Below are 18,205 nucleotides of genomic sequence, written 5' to 3'. Positions count from 1 at the left end.
TACCTCTATCGCTTTTTAAAATGCGATCTATCGATGGTGCTTATAGAACGCGGGGGACTGAATACCGGTGAAAAGGGAAAACCCCCACCGAACCTGAGATTTTACTCATTCATACTGCCTAATTTCCACTCCATTCGTGCTACTGAGAACCCTTATCAACCGGCCTTCAGACTGCATTCCAGAGCAAAAAAGATAAATAATTAACGGTACCGACTTCGTGTGACTACTCAATGAATTTAATAAATTCAATCATTAAGATTTTTGCTTTAAATAATAATCTTATAACCACATAAACAATGCTTAAGGTAAAATATAAAGTAAAGCTAATGTAAATATGTCATTTTCCTTAGTGTGGTGCGCGAACCGACACCCCGCTATCAGACTACTCCGGTATTATCGTTCCTTTACAGTTTATTGAAGCCTATTCTCCCTTTCGGCTTATCAGTTCACTGCTGCCGGCCGCGATCGCCGGCACGTCTCGTTTATCGACGCTTGATTTAACAGAACAAAACCCTAGTAAAATTATAGTTCATGAAATTATGAACCACAAAATAACTTTACCTTTGCTTATCATAACTAAAATCCCCCGTTACGACATGCATTTGCACCAAAGGCGTGCAAAACCCTTCAAAAGCAACTACGCCAGGAGTACATTGGGCGGGTTGCGGCGTCCCACGGTAGGAGCGCCCCTATCCCAGCAAAAGGCTCAACTTTTTATGTCCCCCATTGAGAAATCCAGCAAACTGGACAACGTCTGCTATGACATTCGCGGCCCGGTGCTTAAAGAAGCTAAACGTCTTGAAGAAGAAGGCAACAAAGTCCTGAAACTGAACATCGGCAACCCTGCCCCGTTCGGTTTCGACGCCCCGGACGAAATCCTGGTCGACGTGATCCGCAATCTGCCCACGGCGCAAGGCTACTCCGACTCCAAGGGCCTCTTCTCGGCGCGTAAAGCGATCATGCAGCACTATCAGGCGCGCAACATGCGTGACGTGACCGTTGAGGATATCTACATTGGCAATGGCGTCTCTGAGCTGATCGTCCAATCCATGCAGGCGCTGCTCAACAGCGGCGACGAAATGCTGGTACCGGCGCCGGACTACCCGCTGTGGACCGCTGCGGTATCGCTGTCCGGCGGCAAGGCCGTGCACTACCTGTGCGATGAGCAGGCCGGCTGGTTCCCGGATCTGGACGATATCATCAGCAAGATCACCCCGCGCACCCGCGGTATCGTGATCATCAACCCAAACAACCCGACCGGCGCGGTTTACAGCAAAGCGCTGTTGGAACAGATCGTCGAGATCGCCCGTCAACACAACCTGATCATCTTCGCCGACGAGATCTACGACAAGATCCTGTACGACGACGCCGAACACCACTCGATCGCCGCACTGGCGCCAGATCTGCTGACCGTGACCTTCAACGGCCTGTCGAAAACCTACCGCGTGGCGGGCTTCCGCCAGGGCTGGATGGTGCTGAACGGGCCGAAGAAGCACGCCAAAGGCTATATCGAAGGGCTGGAGATGCTGGCTTCGATGCGCCTGTGCGCCAACGTGCCGATGCAGCACGCCATTCAGACCGCGCTGGGCGGTTATCAGAGCATCAGCGAATTCATTCAGCCCGGCGGCCGCCTGTACGAACAACGCAACCGCACCTGGGAATTGCTCAACGACATCCCGGGCGTCTCTTGCGTGAAGCCGCAGGGCGCGTTGTACATGTTCCCGCGCATCGATGCCAAACGCTTCAACATCCACGACGACCAGAAGCTGGTGCTGGATCTGTTGCTACAGGAAAAAGTGCTGCTGGTGCAAGGTTCGGCGTTCAACTGGCCTTACCCGGATCACGTGCGCATCGTCACCCTGCCGCGCGTAGACGAACTGGAAATGGCGGTCGGCAAGCTGGGCCGCTTCCTTGAAGGTTACCACCAGTAATCGCCTGGGGCGCAGCGCCTTGCTGCGCCCTTCTCTTATTGCCCGGTTGCAAAATTCGCCGTCACTGCTTCACAATGGGGCCCTCACTTGCCGTTAAAGAGAGCACCATGAGCCAGAGCCATTTCTTCGCCCATCTGTCCCGCCTGAAACTGATCAACCGCTGGCCACTGATGCGCAACGTGCGTACCGAGAACGTCTCCGAACACAGTCTGCAGGTGGCTTTCGTCGCCCACGCGTTGGCGGTGATCAAGAACCGCAAATTCAACGGCAACCTCAATGCCGACCGCGTTGCGCTGTTAGCGATGTATCACGACGCCAGCGAAGTGATCACCGGCGACATGCCGACGCCGATCAAGTACTACAATCCGCAGATCGCCCATGAATACAAGAAGATCGAAAAGATCGCCCAGCAAAAGCTGCTGGACATGATCCCCGCTGAGCTGCGCAACGATTTCCGCACCATTCTCGATGAGCACTACTACAGCGAAGATGAAAAGCAGGTAGTGAAGCAGGCAGACGCGCTGTGCGCCTACCTGAAATGTCTGGAGGAACTCTCTGCCGGCAACAATGAATTCACCCTGGCCAAGGCGCGGCTGGATAAAACCCTGGAACAGCGCCGCAGCCCGGAAATGGACTACTTTATGGACGTGTTCATTCCCAGTTTCAGCCTGTCATTGGACGAAATCAGCCTCGACAGCTCGCTGTAACCCCACCGGCGCAGCCTCGCTGCGCCGTTAAAAACCGTAGAGCCACGGCACCACAATCACGCTGACCGCCATCACCAACAGGGTGAACGGCACGCCGAGACGCACGAAATCGCCGAACTTGTAATTGCCCGGCCCCAGCACCAGCGTGTTGACCGGTGAAGAGACCGGCGTCATAAAGGCGGCGGACGCGGCGATGGCGATAATCATCGCGAACGGGTATGGCGAGACGCCCATTTCGCGCGCGGCGGCAATGGCGATCGGCGCCATCAGCACCGCCGTCGCGGTATTGGAAATAAACAGGCCAATGGTGGCGCACAAGACGAACAGGCACAGCAGCATCACGCGCGGCCCCGCGCCGCCGGCGACGTCCATCAGCCCGCGGACGATCAGATCCACCCCGCCGGTCTTTTGCAGCGCCTGCGCGAACGGCATCATGCCGACGATCAAAATGATGCTCGGCCAATGGATCGATTTATAGGCGCTCTCCATGTCGATACAGCGGAACTTGCCCATCAGCAGGCAGGCGATCAGCGCCGCGATCGGATTGGGGATTTCGTCGGTCAGCATCATCGCCACCATCAACGCCAGGCAAAACAGCGCGTGCGGCGCCTGGGTGATCGCCGGCGCCACTTCGTCCACTTCGGCCGGCAGGTTGAGCACGATAAAGTCGTGGGTTTTGGCCTGCAGTTGACGGATCGCCTTCCAATCGCCGATCACCAGCAAAATGTCGCCCAGTTCCAGCGGTTCGTCCACCAGCTTGCCGCCCAGCGTCTCGCCGTGGCGGCGGATGCCCACCACGTTCAGATCGTAACGGCTGCGGAACGCCGCTTCGCGCAGGCTTTTGCCCAGCAGCGCCGAGTCCGGGATCAGCGACACTTCGGCCATGCCGACATTGCGCGACTGTTCCGAGAAGTAATCGCCACGCAGCACCATCGGCTCCAGACGCTGTTCACCGCAGAACTCGCGCAGATCGACCTGGCTGTCCGACATGTCGATCAAGAGCACGTCGCCCTCGCGTAGCTCGGTGCTGCCGGAGGCGCTGACCATCACCCGCCGGAAGCGTTTCCAGCGCTCGATGCCCACCACGTTGGCACCATAGCGCGCACGCAGGTGCAGTTCATCCAGCGAACGCCCGATCAGCGGCGAAGCGCTGCGGATCGCCAGCCGGCGCGCGCGGCCGGTCAGCTTGTAATCACGGATCAGGTCGCGGAAGGTGCGGCGCTGCCAGTCGTCGCCGGCTTTGCCGGTGTCACCGCTGCCCAGCCAACGCCGGGCGATCAGCATGTAGCCGACGCCCAGCGCCAGCACCACCAGACCAATGGGCGTCACGCTGAAGAAACCGAAACCATGGATGCCTTCGCGCACCAGCTCGCTGTTGACCACCATGTTGGGCGGCGTGGCCACCAGCGTCATCATGCCGCTGATCAGCCCGGCGAAGCTGAGCGGCATCATCAACCGCCCCGGCGCGATCTTCATTCTGGCCGTCACGCTGAGCACCACCGGGATAAAGATCGCCACTACGCCGGTCGAGCTCATGAACGCGCCCAGCCCGGCGACCGTCACCATCAGCAGCATCAACATTTTGGTTTCGCTGCTGCCGGCCACTTTCACCAGCCAGTCGCCCACCTGATAGGCCACCCCGGTGCGCACCAGCCCTTCGCCGATCACGAACAGCGCGGCGATCAGAATCACGTTGGGATCGCTGAATCCGACCGTCGCCTCCTGCAGGCTGAGCGTGCCGCTCAGCACGAAGGCGATGATCACCAACAGCGCCACCACGTCCATCCGCAGTTTGTTGGTGGTAAACAGCACGATGGCAATCAGCAGTAAACTCAGCACCCACAGTAATTCGCTGTTCAAAACGGCCTCATCCGACAAATGTCCAAGGGTCTAAAAAATAGCATAAAAAAACCCCGCCGAAGCGGGGTCTAATCAATTAGGGTGAAGATAATGCCACTCAGGCCAGCCGGCGAACGATCGCGCCTTGCGCCGTTTTATCGACGGCGATCTGCGCCAGCGAATCCAGCCGCAGGTCGACCTGCTCCAGCTTCGGCGCATCGGCCGGGGCGTTGACCGCAATCACCTGACAGCCCGCAGCCAGACCCGAAAGAATGCCGGCCGGCGCGTCTTCAACCACCACGCACTCGTGCGGCGCCAGCCCCAGGCGCTCGGCGCCCAGCAGGTAGGCATCGGGCTGAGGCTTGCCGTGTTTAACCTGCTCGGCGGTGATGAACACCGCCGGCTGCGGCAAACCGCCGGCCTGGCGGCGAGCGCCGGCCACCGGCACCGAACCGGAGGTGACGATCGCCCAAGGGATGCCGAGCGCGTTCAGGCGCTCCAGCAGCGCGATGGCGCCCGGCAGCGCGCGAACGCCGTCGGTATCCTGCGCTTCCACCTGCTCCAGCAGTTGGAACTCGCGCTGAATTTCCGCTTCGCTTTCGCCCGGCATAAAGTGGCGCAGAGAAGTAATGGCCTGTTTACCGTGAATGAAGTCCAGCACCGCTTGCGGGGCGACGCCGCGGCGCTCGGCCCAGTGCGTCCAGGCGCGCTCTACCGCCGGCAATGAATCCACCAGGGTGCCATCAAGATCGAACAGAAAACCCTTACACTCCACAGAAAACCTCTTCTTAATCAAGCATTGATGATTTGCGCTATCTCAACGGCGCTCAAGTGATACTGGCGCGGACAGGCCAGCCAGATCGCCAGCATACGCTGGTACTTTTCCCACATTTTGGTCTGGGCGTTAAAACCGTGGCTACCGGAATCGAAGTGAGTATAACGCCCCTCGGTGCTGACCAGGAAACGCACGTAGCTCAGGTAGCGCGCCTCGGTAGCGGCGTCGAAGCCGAGAAACGCCAGGCGGCGCTCGTCCAGATCCTGCTTCTCTTTCAGGTTGCCCCAGGAAACCTGCAGCGCATGGTGCATCTCCATCACGTTGATGATGGTGCGGCACACCTCTTCGCTCAGTTCGCCGAAGTCGCGATCCAGTTCGCGCATTTGCAAACCGAAGCCGCGTTCGACGATGGTTTGCAACCGGCGATAACGGTCGCCGTTGTCCGGATCGAGCAGGGTCATCATCTTGTACTGGTTCGACAGGATCAGCCGCTGGGCGTTGGTCATTTCCATCAGGATTTCCTCATTTCTGTGTGATGGCGGGAGCATCGCACAGCGCAAGAACGCAGGAAATCACAACTCGACCGTTCTTTGATTTAAACCGGGGTTATTGCCGCTTTGACGAGAAAGGCCGCATCAGCGCGGCCTTTTTTCATTTACAGATCGTCGAGGAAGGTTTTGTCCAGCTGCTTGAAGGCGCGCTTGAGCAGATCGGCCAACGTCTGATAGGTCGGCGTGCCTTCGAGCGGCGCCACCGCCTGCCCGGCTTCCGTCAGCTTGTTGCGCACCTCATGGAACCATTGCAGCAGCGTCGGCGGCAGCGGCGTGACCGAACGACGCCCCAGCCACCACAAGCCCTGCATCGGCAGGCTGCAGGCGAACAGCGCGGTGGCGATCGCCGGGCCCAGCTGGCCGCCCAGCGCGATCTGCCAGGTCAGCGTGAAAATCGCCAACGGCGGCATGAAACGGATAGCGAAACGGGTGGCACGCGCAACGCGATTCTCCGGAAAGACCGGTGCCAGACGTTTGTCCGACGGCCAGGTTTTCATATAATGCTGCCCGCGCTGGAAGACCTGAAACCAGCTTACGGAACCGGACGGTTTGCTCGTCATTGCGTACCTCAACGTCACGTAAAGAAACTAAAAGCGTGCTGCCAGAGACCATACTAAAAAATTTGAAGCTTTAAATTTATTTTGTGTTTGCACCGGGCTATCGGTATCCTAAGCCGGCCTTGTGGCCGGTAGAAGATGACGTAAATTTTGTCAACTTTTAGCCCTATAAAAATCAAGATTATTTAAACCGCAGAGAAATCATCGGTTTTTCCATCATCCTGTGATTTGTGCACTTCACATGATGTTAATCATAAATGTCATCGGCACTATGCGCTACGCTTGTTGTCTGATTGACGATTAATTCACCACGTGTGTTCGATTTTCTTTTAACAACACGACTATTTAAGTAGGTACTTCCATGTCGAGTAAGCTAGTACTGGTTCTTAACTGCGGCAGTTCTTCTCTGAAATTCGCCATCATCGATGCCGTTAACGGCGACGAATTCCTCTCCGGTTTGGCCGAGTGTTTCCACCTGCCTGAAGCTCGCATCAAGTGGAAAATGGACGGCGCCAAACACGAAGCTGCCCTGGGGGCCGGCGCTGCACACAGCGAAGCGCTGAACTTCATTGTTAATACTATTCTGGCACAAAAACCAGAGCTTTCCGCGCAGCTGACCGCTATCGGCCACCGCATCGTGCACGGCGGCGAGAAGTTCACCGCTTCTGCCGTGATCAACGACGAAGTTCTGCAGGGTATCAAAGATTCCGTGCCGTTTGCACCACTGCACAACCCAGCTCACCTGATCGGCATCGCGGAAGCGCTGAAATCCTTCCCTAACCTGGCCGACAAGAACGTTGCCGTGTTCGACACCGCGTTCCACCAGACTATGCCGGAAGAATCTTACCTGTACGCCCTGCCGTACAGCCTGTACCGCGACCACGGCGTTCGCCGCTACGGCGCACACGGCACCAGCCACTTCTACGTGACTCAAGAAGCCGCGAAGATGCTGAACAAGCCGGTAGAAGAAGTGAACGTGATCACTTGCCACCTGGGCAACGGCGGCTCCGTAACCGCAGTGCGCAACGGCCAGTGCGTTGACACCTCCATGGGTCTGACCCCGCTGGAAGGCCTGGTGATGGGCACCCGCAGCGGTGACATCGATCCGGCTATCATCTTCCACCTACACGATTCTCTGGGCATGAGCGTTGACCAGATCAACAAGATGCTGACCAAAGAATCCGGCCTGCTGGGCCTGACCGAAGTCACCAGCGACTGCCGTTACGTTGAAGACAACTACGACAGCAAAGCCGACGCCAAACGCGCCATGGACGTGTTCTGCCACCGTCTGGCCAAATACGTCGGCGCCTACAGCGCGCTGATGGAAGGCCGTCTGGACGCGGTGATCTTCACCGGCGGCATCGGCGAGAACGCCGGCATGGTGCGTGAGCTGACCCTGAACAAACTGGGCCTGCTGGGCTTCGAAATCGACCACGACCGCAACATGGCCGCTCGCTTCGGCAAATCCGGCGCCATCACCAAAGACGGCAGCCGCCTGGCGCTGGTGATCCCGACCAACGAAGAGTTGGTCATCGCGCAGGACGCATCCCGCCTGACCGCGTAATGCTCTCAAAACACCGTCAGCCCAGGCTGACGGTGTTGTTTTAGCCTCATGTTAATCGTGAAGAGGACTATTCTGTGTCACGTACTATTATGTTGATCCCCACCGGCACCAGCGTCGGCCTGACCAGCGTCAGCCTGGGTGTCATCCGCTCCATGGAGCAAAAAGGCGTTCGTCTGAGCGTGTTCAAGCCTATCGCTCAACCGCGCACCGGCGACAACGCGCTCGACCAGACCACCACCATCATCCGCAGCAGCAACTCCACCATTACGGCGGCCGAACCGCTGCGCATGGACTACGTTGAGGGCCTGCTGAGCTCCAACCAGCAAGACGTGCTGATGGAAGAGATCGTGGCGCGTTACCACGAGAACACCAAAGACGCGGAAGTGGTGCTGATCGAAGGCCTGGTGCCGACTCGCAAACACCAGTTCGCCAACGCGCTGAACTACGAGATCGCCAAAACCCTGAACGCCGAGATCGTCTTCGTGCTGGCGCTGGGCAACGACTCCCCGGCGCAGCTGAAAGAGCGCATCGAACTGGCGCGCACCAGCTTCGGCGGCAGCAAGAACAAAAACATCACCGGCGTTATCATCAACAAGCTGAACGCACCGGTCGACGATCAGGGCCGTACCCGTCCTGACCTGTCCGAAATCTTCGACGACTCCACCAAAGCCAGCATCGCCCACGTCGATCCTGCGCAGCTGTTCGCCAACAGCCCGCTGCCGGTTCTGGGCTGCGTGCCGTGGAGCTTCGATCTGATCGCCACCCGCGCCATCGACATGGCTCGCCACCTGAAGGCCCGCGTGGTCAACGAAGGCGACATCATGACCCGCCGCGTGAAGTCCGTGACCTTCTGTGCGCGCAGCATCCCGCACATGCTGGAACACTTCCGCCCAGGCTCTCTGCTGGTGACCTCCGCAGACCGTCCTGACGTGCTGGTCTCCGCCTGCCTAGCGGCGATGAACGGCGTGGAAATCGGCGCCATCCTGCTGACCGGCGGCTACGCCATCGACGAGCCGATCAAGAAGCTGTGCGAACGCGCCTTCCAAACCGGCCTGCCGGTGTTCATGGTTGACACCAACACCTGGCAAACCTCGCTGAGCCTGCAGAGCTTCAACCTCGAAGTGCCGGCGGACGACCACCAGCGCATCGAGAAAGTGCAGAACTACGTGGCCAGCCACATCAACACCGAGTGGATCGACTCGCTGACCGCCACCTCTGAGCGTTCACGCCGCCTGTCTCCACCGGCGTTCCGTTACGAACTGACCGAGCTGGCGCGTAAAGCCGGCAAGCGCATCGTGCTGCCGGAAGGCGACGAGCCGCGTACCGTAAAAGCGGCGGCCATCTGTGCCGAACGCGGCATCGCAGAATGCGTGCTGCTCGGCAACCCGGACGAGATCCAGCGCGTAGCGGCAGCGCAGGGCGTTGAGCTGGGCAAAGGCATCGAAATCGTCGATCCGGTCGCCGTACGTGAAAACTACGTGCCGCGTCTGGTTGAGCTGCGCAAGAGCAAGGGCATGACCGAAGTGGTCGCGCGCGAGCAGCTGGAAGACAACGTGGTGCTCGGCACCCTGATGCTGGAACAAGGCGAAGTCGACGGTCTGGTCTCCGGCGCGGTTCACACCACCGCCAACACCATCCGTCCACCGTTGCAGCTGATCAAAACCGCACCGGGCAGCTCGCTGGTGTCCTCCGTATTCTTCATGCTGTTGCCTGACCAGGTACTGGTCTACGGCGACTGCGCGATCAACCCGGATCCGACCGCCGAGCAGCTGTCTGAAATCGCCATCCAGTCTGCGGATTCCGCCGCTGCCTTCGGCATCGAGCCGCGCGTAGCGATGATCTCCTACTCCACCGGTAACTCCGGTGCGGGCAGCGACGTCGAGAAAGTGCGCGAAGCGACCCGTCTGGCGCAGGAAAAACGCCCGGATCTGATCATCGACGGCCCGCTGCAGTACGACGCCGCCATCATGGCCGACGTTGCCAAGTCCAAGGCGCCGAACTCACCGGTGGCCGGCCAGGCGACCGTGTTCATCTTCCCGGATTTGAACACCGGCAACACCACCTACAAAGCGGTACAGCGCTCCGCTGACCTGGTTTCCATCGGGCCGATGCTGCAAGGCATGCGCAAGCCGGTGAACGACCTGTCGCGCGGCGCACTGGTTGACGATATCGTCTACACCGTTGCGCTGACGGCGATCCAGTCTTCCCAGGCTGACGCTGCCGCCGCCAAGGCCTGATATTCTTCAGGTTGAGCGATAAAAAAGCGCCGGTCATTGACCGGCGCTTTTCTTTTGCGTTCCCTAACGCGCCAGCAACTGCCCGGCAGCCTCCAGAATATGCTCGGCGGTCAGGCCATACTCCTGCTGTAAAAACGCCTGGGTGCCCACCTGGCCGTAACGCTCCTTCACCCCCACGCGCCGCATCGGCGTCGGGCATTCCTCTGCCAGCACCTCCGCCACTGCGGATCCCAACCCGTTATGAATGCTGTGGTTTTCACAGGTGACGATGCGTCCGGTCTTGGCCGCGTAGGTTTTGATCAGTTCACGGTCGATAGGCTTGAGGGTGAACATATCGATCACTGCCGCGCTGACGCCCTGCCGCGCCAGCATCTGCGCCGCCTTCAGCGCCTCCGCCACCATGATGCCATTGGCAATCAGCGTAATGTCGTCGCCGTCGCGCAGCAGGTTGCCCTTGCCGATGGTAAAGCGCGAGCCTTCCTGGTAGATGCGCGTCGCCTGCTTGCGGATGGTGCGCACCCAGTAGAAGCCGCGTAGATCCATCAGCTGGCGCAGAATGTCGGCGAACATGGTAGCGTCGGTCACTTCCAGCACCACCGAGTGCGCCAGCCCGCGCACGATGCCCATGTCCTCGAACGACATGTGGGTGCCGCCGTTGTGGCAGGCGCTCACCCCGGCGTCGGAGGCGATCACTTTGACGTTGTTGCGCTGATAATCCAGCGACATGAACAGCTGATCGAAACAGCGGCGGCTGGCGAAAGCGGTAAAGGTATGCACGAACGGCACCCGGCCGGTGAGCGACAGCCCGGCGGCGACGCCGATCACGTTGGCCTCCATGATGCCGCAGTTAATCACGTGCTGCGGGTGATCCTTGTGCACGCCGTCCATCGCCATCGAGCTCATCAAATCGGCCTCCAGCGCGATGATCGGCGCGCCCGCTTCTATCTGCCGCCGCACCGCGCCGGCATAGACTTTGCGCATTTCGACGGCGTCGTTTTCCAACTGGGTCACTACGTTAAACATGGGCGGCCTCCAGTTCGGCGATGGCTTTTTCGATTTCCAGCTGCACGTCCGGCGTCAGGCGCAGGTGGTGTGAGTTCGACAGGTTTTCCAGATAGGTCACCCCCTGTCCCTTGATGCTGTCGAGCACGATCGCCAGCGGCCGCTGTTCACCGCCGCGCGCCGGCGCCACCGCCGCCAGCAGCGCCGCGATGTCGTCGCCCTTGATGGTCTGCACCTCAAAACCGAAAGCGCGGAACTTGGCGGCCAGATCGAACGGTTGGATCACCTCGTCCAGCGCACCGTCTAGCTGTTGCTTGTTGTAATCGATGAACAGCGTCAGGTTGTTCAGGTTGTGGTGGGCGATAAACTGGAACGCCTCCCAGCACTGCCCTTCGTTCAGCTCACCGTCGCCGAGGATGCTGAACACCCGGTTACGACGCCCCGCCAGCCGATGGGATAACGCCATGCCGGCGGCGATCGACACGCCCTGCCCCAGTGAACCGGTGGTGGCGTCCACGCCGCGCGTGCGCAATCGGTCCGGGTGGCTAGGCAGGCGCGTGCCGTTCTGGTTGAGGGTCTTCAGCTCCGCCAGCGGGAAGTAGCCCTTGATCGCCAGCGTGCTGTACAGCGCCGGGCCGGCGTGCCCTTTCGACAGCACGAAGTCATCGCGCTCCGGCCAGTCCGGATCCGCCGGATCGATACGCATCACGCTGCCGTACAGTACCGCCAGCGTCTCCACCACCGACATGCAGCCGCCGTAGTGGCCGAAGCCCAGCCCGGTCAACGCCTTCAATGTTTCCAGGCGGATCGCGCGCGCCAGGATCTGCAGCTCTTCAATTTCCGTTTCGCTCGTTGTGTCGTTCATCAGTCTGCCCTCGTTATTTCTCGACGCGGTCAGCGGCCGGCGCGCCTTTGCGTTTTCCCAGGAAGTTATGCGCCACCAGCAGCGCGAACACGGCGACGATCGCCAGCATGATCATCTCCTTCGACATAAAGCGCGCCATGTTGCCCAGCAGGATGCCGATCACGCCGAAGTCGGCGTCGGAGAAGGTGGTGTTGGCAAAGCCCAGCGCCCCCAGCACCGGCAGCAGCAGCACCGGCAGGAAGGTGATCAGCAGCCCGTTGGCGAAGGCGCCCAGCATCGCGCCGCGCCGCCCGCCGGTGGCGTTGCCGAACACCCCGGCGGTAGCGCCGGTGAAGAAATGCGGCACCACGCCAGGCAGGATCAGCACCATTTTCAGCTGCCCCAGCAGGAACAGCCCGGCCAACCCGCCAAGGAAGCTGAACAGGAAGCCGATCAGCACCGCGTTGGGGGCATAGGGATAGACCACCGGGCAATCCAGCGCCGGCCGCGCGTTAGGCACCAGCTTTTCCGAGAAACCGGTGAACGCCGGCACAATCTCCGCCAGAATCAAGCGCACGCCTTGCAGAATGATGAATACCCCGGCGGCGAAGGTGATGGCCTGGATAATCGAATACACCAGGTAGTTCTGGCCGCCGCTGAGCTCGCTTTCCACATAGGCCCGCCCGGCGCAGATCGCCAGGATCAGGTAGATGACAATCATGGTCATCGAGATCGAAATGGAACTGTCACGCAAGAAACTGAGGTTTTTCGGCAGGTTCATCTCCTCGGTCGAGCGCGAGTTTTTGCCCACCTTCGAGCCGATCCAGCCGGACAACACATAGCCCAGGGTGCCGAAGTGGCCGAAAGCGATATCGTCGTTGCCGGTAATGCGGCGCATATAGCGCTGGGCGATCGCCGGGAAGAACGCCATCACCAGCCCCAGGGTCAGCGCACCGGTAAACACCAACTGCACGCCCTCGAAGCCCGCCACCGTCAGGATGATGCCGATCATGCAGGCCATGTAGAAGGTGTGGTGGCCGGTCAGGAAGATGTATTTCAGCCGGGTGAACCGTGCCACCACGATGTTCGCCACCATGCCGAACGCCATGATCAACGCGGTGGAGGCGCCGTATTTCTCCAGCGCGATGGAGACGATCGCTTCATTGTTCGGAATGATGCCCTGAATATTGAACGCATGTTCGAACATGCCGCCCAGCGGATTGAGCGATCCGACCAATACCGTGGCACCGCCGCCCAAAACGATAAAGCCGAGAATAGTTTTTACCGTGCCTTTCACCACGTCGGAAAACGATTTCTTTTGCGCCAGCAAACCGATCAGTGCAATAAGCCCGACCAGCACCGAAGGCACCTTTAATATATCCACCACAAACTTAAGCGTTTCCTGGATAAACATATCCACCTCGCCAATCGTTTTATTTAGATGATTGAGTGGGCTTCGAAGTAAGCGCGCAGCTTGGCTTCCAGCTCATTAATGTCGATGATGTTGCTGATCACCACCAGCTGCTCGGCCGGTACGCTGGCGCTGTCGGCGATGTCTTTCGCCATCACGAACACGTCGGCGGCACCGGGGGTAGCGGACGACAGATCGGAGTGTTCGACTTCGGCCTCCACCCCCATCTTTTTCAGCACCTTTTTAATGTTCATTTCCACCATAAAACTGCTGCCGAGACCGGAACCGCAAATCGCCATGATTTTCATAATATCCACCTGTTGAATTTAGCGTGTAGGGTAGCGCCGCCGGTCATATTCCCGGCGTTGTTAGCATTAATCGTGTTCCTGGTGATTAAACGTTAATAGCGGGCGATAATTTCCTCAATTTGCCGTTTATCTGTGGCGTGAAATAAAGCCTCCATCGCCGAGTTATCGGAAAATAATTCCGCCAACTGCGAAATCATTTCAATGTGGCTGTTGCCGTCGGGCGCCGAAAGCATCACCACCACCTGAACCGGATCGTTATCCGCGGAATGGAAATTCACGCCCTGATGGATCTTCAACAGCGACAGCCCCAGCGCGTTGGCGCCCTCCTCCGGCCTGGCGTGCGGCATGGCGATGCCCGGCGCCAGGACAAAGTAAGGGCCGAGCTTCTCCTGCTGATGAAAGATAGCCGTTAGGTAATTCGGCGTAATCACACCGCCTTGCAGCAGGGGCTGCGCGCTCAGCGTGACCGCCTGGCGCCAGTCCTCCACCCGTTCGCATAGCTGTATATGATCGGCGGTCAGCCACTCTTTCAGCACATTACCCTCCCAAATGTTGATGGTTTCGGCCGGTGATTAATTCACCGACGACGGTAAAACTTTAATCAACCCCTCTCGGCGACACAGTGATGGATATCACAAAGATAGCGCTACCAAAGCGCTATCATGCGAATCTGTGATAGCGCTATCAAAACACCGCGTGGCGGCATGGCGTTAACCACAATTTTTTCTCGCTCTTTCGGGTAACGGGGTAGAATGTGCCGCATACGGGGATCGTCGAAGCCGCGCCGTCGGCTTCCCACCCTCACCATTTTTATGCGCCGCTCGCGCATTTCAGTCGGGATTAGGCATGTCGATCGGTAAAAAACGACGCAGCACAGGCAGGGTGACGTTGGCTGACGTAGCGCAGCTGGCGGGCGTCGGCACCATGACGGTGTCGCGCGCGCTGCGCACGCCGGAGCAGGTTTCAGACAAACTGCGCGAGAAGATTGAAGCCGCGGTGAGCGAACTGGGCTACCTGCCCAATCTGGCCGCCAGTTCGCTGGCGTCGGCCTCGTCCTACACCATCGCCATGGTGGTGCCCAGCCTGTCCGAATCTGGCTGCGCCGAGATGTTCGCCGGCCTGCAGAAAGTGCTGCAGCCGGCCGGCTATCACATCATGCTGGCGGAGTCGCAGCACCACCTGGAGCGCGAAGAAAAGCTGCTGGAGACGCTGCTCTCTTACAACCTCGCGGCGGCGGTGCTGCTCAGCGTCGAGCATTCGCAAAACGCCCGCAACGCGTTGATCGCCGCCAACATTCCGGTGGTGGAGATCGGCGCCGTGCGCGCCGATCCGATCGATATGAGCATCGGCATCGACTATGTGGCGGCCATGTATCAGCTGACGCAAACGGTGATCGCCAGCGGCTATCAGAATATCGGGCTGCTGTGCGCCAATCAGGAACAGTGGATTTTCCAGCAGCACCTGCAGGGCTGGCACAAGGCGCTGCTGCGCAACCATATGTCGCCGCATCGGGTGATCAACGCCGCGCAGCCCGCCAGCTTCAGCACCGGTGCGCAGCAGCTGCCGGAATTCTTGCTGGCCTGGCCGGAACTGGACGCGCTGGTGTGCGCCTCGGACGAACTGGCCGGCGGCGCACTGTACGAATGCCAGCGGCGGCGCATCAGGGTGCCGGACAATCTGGCGGTGGTGGGGTTCGGCAACAGCGAGTTCAGCCGGGTGTGCCAGCCGCCGCTGACCACCATGACCATTCCGCATCGCGATATCGGCATTCAGGCCGGCCAGGCGCTGCTGGCGCGGCTGAACGAGCAGCCCTGGCAGCAGGCAGGCACCCTGCCCGCCACGCTGTGCCGCCGCGACAGCTGCTGAATCCGCCCATAAAAAAAGCCGGTCGATGACCGGCTTTCTCACGCGTTGGCGCCTCAGTGGTTGTCGAGCGGCTTACCGTAATCCTGTTCGTTGTTGCGCGTCAGCCACAGCGACAGCGCCTTCAGCGAATCCGGGGTAAACTCGTCGCAGCGAGCGGTGATCTCTTCCGGCGTCAGCCAGCACACCTCGGCAACTTCCTCTTCCTGCAGCGCGAACGGGCCGTGCGACACGCAGCTGAACAGCGCGCCCCACACCCGGCACTGATCTTCTTCGAAGTAGAACAGACCGTGCTCGGCGAAAGGCACGCCGGCGATGCCCAGCTCTTCTTCCGCCTCGCGGCGCGCCGAATCCAGCACGTTTTCACCGCTTTGCACTACGCCACCCGCCGTCGCGTCCAACCAGCCCGGGTAGAAGTCTTTAATCTCGGTGCGACGCTGCACCAGAATTTTTCCCATCCCATCATGCACCACAATATAGGTCGCACGATGACGCAGCCGCTCCGCCCGCATCTGTTGACGACTGGATTGCGCAATCACCTCGTTTTGCTCGTCGACGATATCAACCCATTCGGTATCTGCAGCCTGACCCTGTTCCGCCATCCTCTAAAACCTTCTATTTTGGCGCGATGCATCCCGCGCGCTGGTTAATCAATGAGTGTTTTTCAAAGATTTTTATTGTGTGTGTGTATAAATTAGTGCGTTTAGCGTGTTAACGCCACCTCCGCGACGACCTTGCCGTCGTCGAGCGTCAGCACGCGCAAAGTGCCCCGATCCAACATGCCGTAGCTAGCCGGGAAGCCCCCTTTCGGGATGCTGACCGAGCCCGGATTGAAGCAATAGATCTCACCCTGCCGCTCCGCCTGCGGCAGATGCGTATGGCCGTAGGCCAGGACGTCACCGCGGGATAACGGCGGCAGTGCCGAAGGATGATAAAGGTGACCGTGGGTCAAAAACAATCGTCTTTTTTGCAGTAGAACCTGTTGCCACGGCGCCTCGATAGGAAACGTCAGCAGCATCTGATCGACCTCGCTGTCACAATTGCCGCGAACGGCGATGATCTTGTCGCTATAGCGATTCAATCGTTCGGCAACCTGAGCGGGCTGATAGCCGGCCGGCAGCGCGTTGCGCGGGCCGTGATTCAGCAAATCACCCAGAAGAATCAGCCAGTCAGCGCCGTGTTGTGCGAATAATTCCAGCACGCGTTCGGTGGCCGGCAGCGATCCGTGGATATCCGAGGCGAACATCAGCTTCATAACCTTGTCCTATAGAGGGAAATAAGCGCCATTTTACCGCGCCGACGCCGTACGGCAAACCGCCGCCCGCCCCGGTGGAGAATTGTGATCCAACTGCGCAGATAGCATCGGACGAATCCCACATAGCCTGCTATCCTTAGCTGCTATTGTTGGATCTCTGATATACCTTTGTGCGCGGCGAAGACCGCAGCAACGTGTAATGAATTACAGATCACCTTACCGCAGGAGGCAACATGATTGACCTGTATTACGCGCCTACTCCCAATGGTCACAAGATCACCTTGTTTTTGGAAGAGGTCGGCTTACCCTACCGTATCCATCGCGTAAACATCAGCGCCGGCGACCAGTTCAAACCGGACTTTCTGAGCATTTCTCCCAACAACAAAATCCCGGCGATCGTCGATCAGCAACCGGTGGACGGCGGCGCGCCAATCAGTCTGTTCGAATCCGGGGAAATCCTGCTGTATCTGGCGGAGAAGACCGGCAAGCTGCTGAGCACCGGCCTGCGCGAACGCGCCGCGACCCTACAGTGGTTGTTCTGGCAGGTGGCGGGGTTCGGGCCGATGCTCGGGCAGAATCACCACTTTAATCACTACGCGCCGCAGCCGGTGCCTTACGCCATCGAGCGTTACCATCTGGAGACCAAGCGGCTGTACGGCGTGCTGGAAGCTGAACTGCAAAAACACCCGTACCTGGGCGGCGACAACTACAGCATCGCCGATATCGCCACCTATCCGTGGGTCGTATCGCATCCGCGTCAACGCATCGATCTGGCAGATTACCCAGCGGTGCGCAACTGGTTCGAGCGCATCAGCAACCGCCCGGCGACCGAGCGCGCCTACAAACTGGCCGAACAAGGCTAAGCGCCTTCCCCGACTCCCCGTCGGCCGGGGAGTCACATCGTCCCCTCGTTATCTTTTCCTTACTTTCCGTGTATTCTGAACGCTAATAATCAGACCTATGGAGAATCTCTGATGTCTTTCAGTCAACCCGACGCCGTTATTCGCATTAAAAATCTGCGGCTGCGCACGTTCATCGGTATCAAGGAAGAGGAAATCAACAACCGACAGGACGTCCTGATCAACGTGGTGATCCACTACCCGGCGGACAAAGCGCGCAACAGCGAAGACATCGCCGATGCACTCAACTACCGCACCATCACCAAAGCGATCATCCGCCATGTGGAAGATAACCGTTTCGCGTTGCTGGAAAAATTAACGCAGGATGTGCTCGACATCGTAAAAGAACACGCCTGGGTAACCTATGCTGAAGTGGAGATAGATAAACTTCTGGCCCTGCGCTACGCCGATTCGGTTTCCATGACCATGAGCTACCGCCGGGACTAACTCAGGGAGGTCGAC

18 protein-coding genes are annotated in these 18,205 nt (G+C 59.1%); 7 read left to right on the top strand and 11 right to left on the bottom strand.

The window, feature by feature from the left end; genetic code table 11:
• Positions 1-716: 716 nt before the first annotated feature.
• A complete protein-coding gene (locus WA302_RS10450; protein ID WP_025303665.1) occupies positions 717-1,931 on the top strand; it encodes a pyridoxal phosphate-dependent aminotransferase in 1,215 nt (404 codons plus the stop codon).
• A 107-nt stretch (positions 1,932-2,038) separates the two neighbouring features.
• Complete coding sequence (gene yfbR, locus WA302_RS10445; RefSeq protein ID WP_025303666.1) at positions 2,039-2,638, top strand: 5'-deoxynucleotidase; 600 nt, start codon at positions 2,039-2,041, stop codon at positions 2,636-2,638.
• Between the two features lie 27 nt (positions 2,639-2,665).
• Here yfbR and WA302_RS10440 read toward each other — a convergent pair whose 3' ends face one another.
• From WA302_RS10440 to yfbV, 4 genes are all read right to left on the bottom strand, one after another.
• Positions 2,666-4,498 (bottom strand): SLC13 family permease, encoded by a 1,833-nt coding sequence (locus tag WA302_RS10440; protein ID WP_261456889.1) that lies wholly within the window; start codon positions 4,496-4,498, stop codon positions 2,666-2,668.
• A gap of 97 nt (positions 4,499-4,595) precedes the next feature.
• On the bottom strand, positions 4,596-5,252 hold the full coding sequence (locus WA302_RS10435) for a sugar phosphatase (RefSeq protein WP_197826409.1): 657 nt from the start codon (positions 5,250-5,252) through the stop codon (positions 4,596-4,598).
• A 17-nt stretch (positions 5,253-5,269) separates the two neighbouring features.
• A complete protein-coding gene (locus WA302_RS10430; protein WP_016926898.1) occupies positions 5,270-5,764 on the bottom strand; it encodes a YfbU family protein in 495 nt (164 codons plus the stop codon).
• 143 nt (positions 5,765-5,907) lie between these two features.
• Positions 5,908-6,363, bottom strand: a complete 456-nt coding sequence (yfbV, locus tag WA302_RS10425; protein WP_004936061.1) for a terminus macrodomain insulation protein YfbV — start codon at positions 6,361-6,363, stop codon at positions 5,908-5,910.
• A 358-nt stretch (positions 6,364-6,721) separates the two neighbouring features.
• Between yfbV and ackA the strand changes: the two genes are divergently transcribed.
• Positions 6,722-7,924, top strand: a complete 1,203-nt coding sequence (gene ackA, locus WA302_RS10420) for an acetate kinase (RefSeq protein WP_025303669.1) — start codon at positions 6,722-6,724, stop codon at positions 7,922-7,924.
• Positions 7,925-7,998: 74 nt separating this feature from the next.
• The gene (gene pta / locus WA302_RS10415) at positions 7,999-10,161 is read left to right on the top strand and encodes a phosphate acetyltransferase (RefSeq protein WP_043140081.1); all 2,163 of its coding nucleotides are present in this window, start codon (positions 7,999-8,001) and stop codon (positions 10,159-10,161) included.
• A gap of 63 nt (positions 10,162-10,224) precedes the next feature.
• Here the strand turns inward: pta and WA302_RS10410 are convergent, their stop codons facing one another.
• From WA302_RS10410 to WA302_RS10390, 5 genes are all read right to left on the bottom strand, one after another.
• A complete protein-coding gene (locus tag WA302_RS10410; protein WP_043140084.1) occupies positions 10,225-11,184 on the bottom strand; it encodes a transketolase family protein in 960 nt (319 codons plus the stop codon).
• Positions 11,177-12,028 carry a transketolase gene (locus WA302_RS10405; RefSeq protein WP_099816994.1) on the bottom strand — a complete coding sequence of 284 codons (852 nt, stop codon included), beginning with the start codon at positions 12,026-12,028 and terminating at the stop codon, positions 11,177-11,179. The genes WA302_RS10410 and WA302_RS10405 overlap by 8 nt, the downstream gene beginning before the upstream one ends.
• A 13-nt stretch (positions 12,029-12,041) precedes the next feature.
• Positions 12,042-13,421: a PTS ascorbate transporter subunit IIC gene (locus tag WA302_RS10400; RefSeq protein ID WP_043140091.1), complete on the bottom strand. Its 1,380-nt coding sequence runs from the start codon at positions 13,419-13,421 to the stop codon at positions 12,042-12,044.
• A gap of 23 nt (positions 13,422-13,444) precedes the next feature.
• Complete coding sequence (locus WA302_RS10395) at positions 13,445-13,726, bottom strand: PTS sugar transporter subunit IIB (RefSeq protein WP_025303676.1); 282 nt, start codon at positions 13,724-13,726, stop codon at positions 13,445-13,447.
• A 92-nt stretch (positions 13,727-13,818) separates the two neighbouring features.
• A complete protein-coding gene (locus tag WA302_RS10390) occupies positions 13,819-14,262 on the bottom strand; it encodes a PTS sugar transporter subunit IIA (RefSeq protein WP_049207320.1) in 444 nt (147 codons plus the stop codon).
• Positions 14,263-14,572: 310 nt separating this feature from the next.
• Here WA302_RS10390 and WA302_RS10385 point away from each other — a divergent pair, with 310 nt between their 5' ends.
• Positions 14,573-15,592: a LacI family DNA-binding transcriptional regulator gene (locus tag WA302_RS10385; protein WP_336063820.1), complete on the top strand. Its 1,020-nt coding sequence runs from the start codon at positions 14,573-14,575 to the stop codon at positions 15,590-15,592.
• A gap of 53 nt (positions 15,593-15,645) precedes the next feature.
• Here WA302_RS10385 and yfcD read toward each other — a convergent pair whose 3' ends face one another.
• Together yfcD and yfcE are read right to left on the bottom strand one after the other, a co-directional pair.
• Entirely contained in the window at positions 15,646-16,191 is a 546-nt protein-coding gene (gene yfcD, locus WA302_RS10380) for an NUDIX hydrolase YfcD (RefSeq protein WP_025303679.1), read from the bottom strand.
• 101 nt (positions 16,192-16,292) lie between these two features.
• Positions 16,293-16,844 (bottom strand): phosphodiesterase, encoded by a 552-nt coding sequence (gene yfcE, locus WA302_RS10375; protein WP_025303680.1) that lies wholly within the window; start codon positions 16,842-16,844, stop codon positions 16,293-16,295.
• A gap of 233 nt (positions 16,845-17,077) precedes the next feature.
• On the opposite strand from yfcE, the gene yfcG reads away from it, so the two are divergent.
• Positions 17,078-17,707, top strand: coding sequence for a GSH-dependent disulfide bond oxidoreductase (gene yfcG / locus WA302_RS10370; RefSeq protein WP_043140104.1), 630 nt, complete (start codon positions 17,078-17,080; stop codon positions 17,705-17,707).
• Positions 17,708-17,818: 111 nt separating this feature from the next.
• Complete coding sequence (folX, locus tag WA302_RS10365) at positions 17,819-18,190, top strand: dihydroneopterin triphosphate 2'-epimerase (protein ID WP_025303682.1); 372 nt, start codon at positions 17,819-17,821, stop codon at positions 18,188-18,190.
• Positions 18,191-18,205: the final 15 nt, after the last annotated feature.

The sequence above is a fragment of the Serratia sp. 201 genome, from assembly GCF_037027545.1.
Classification (GTDB): Bacteria; Pseudomonadota; Gammaproteobacteria; order Enterobacterales; family Enterobacteriaceae; genus Serratia; species Serratia bockelmannii.
The sequence above is the reverse complement of the archived record's forward strand: the minus strand, read 5'-3'. Positions and strand labels throughout refer to the sequence as shown.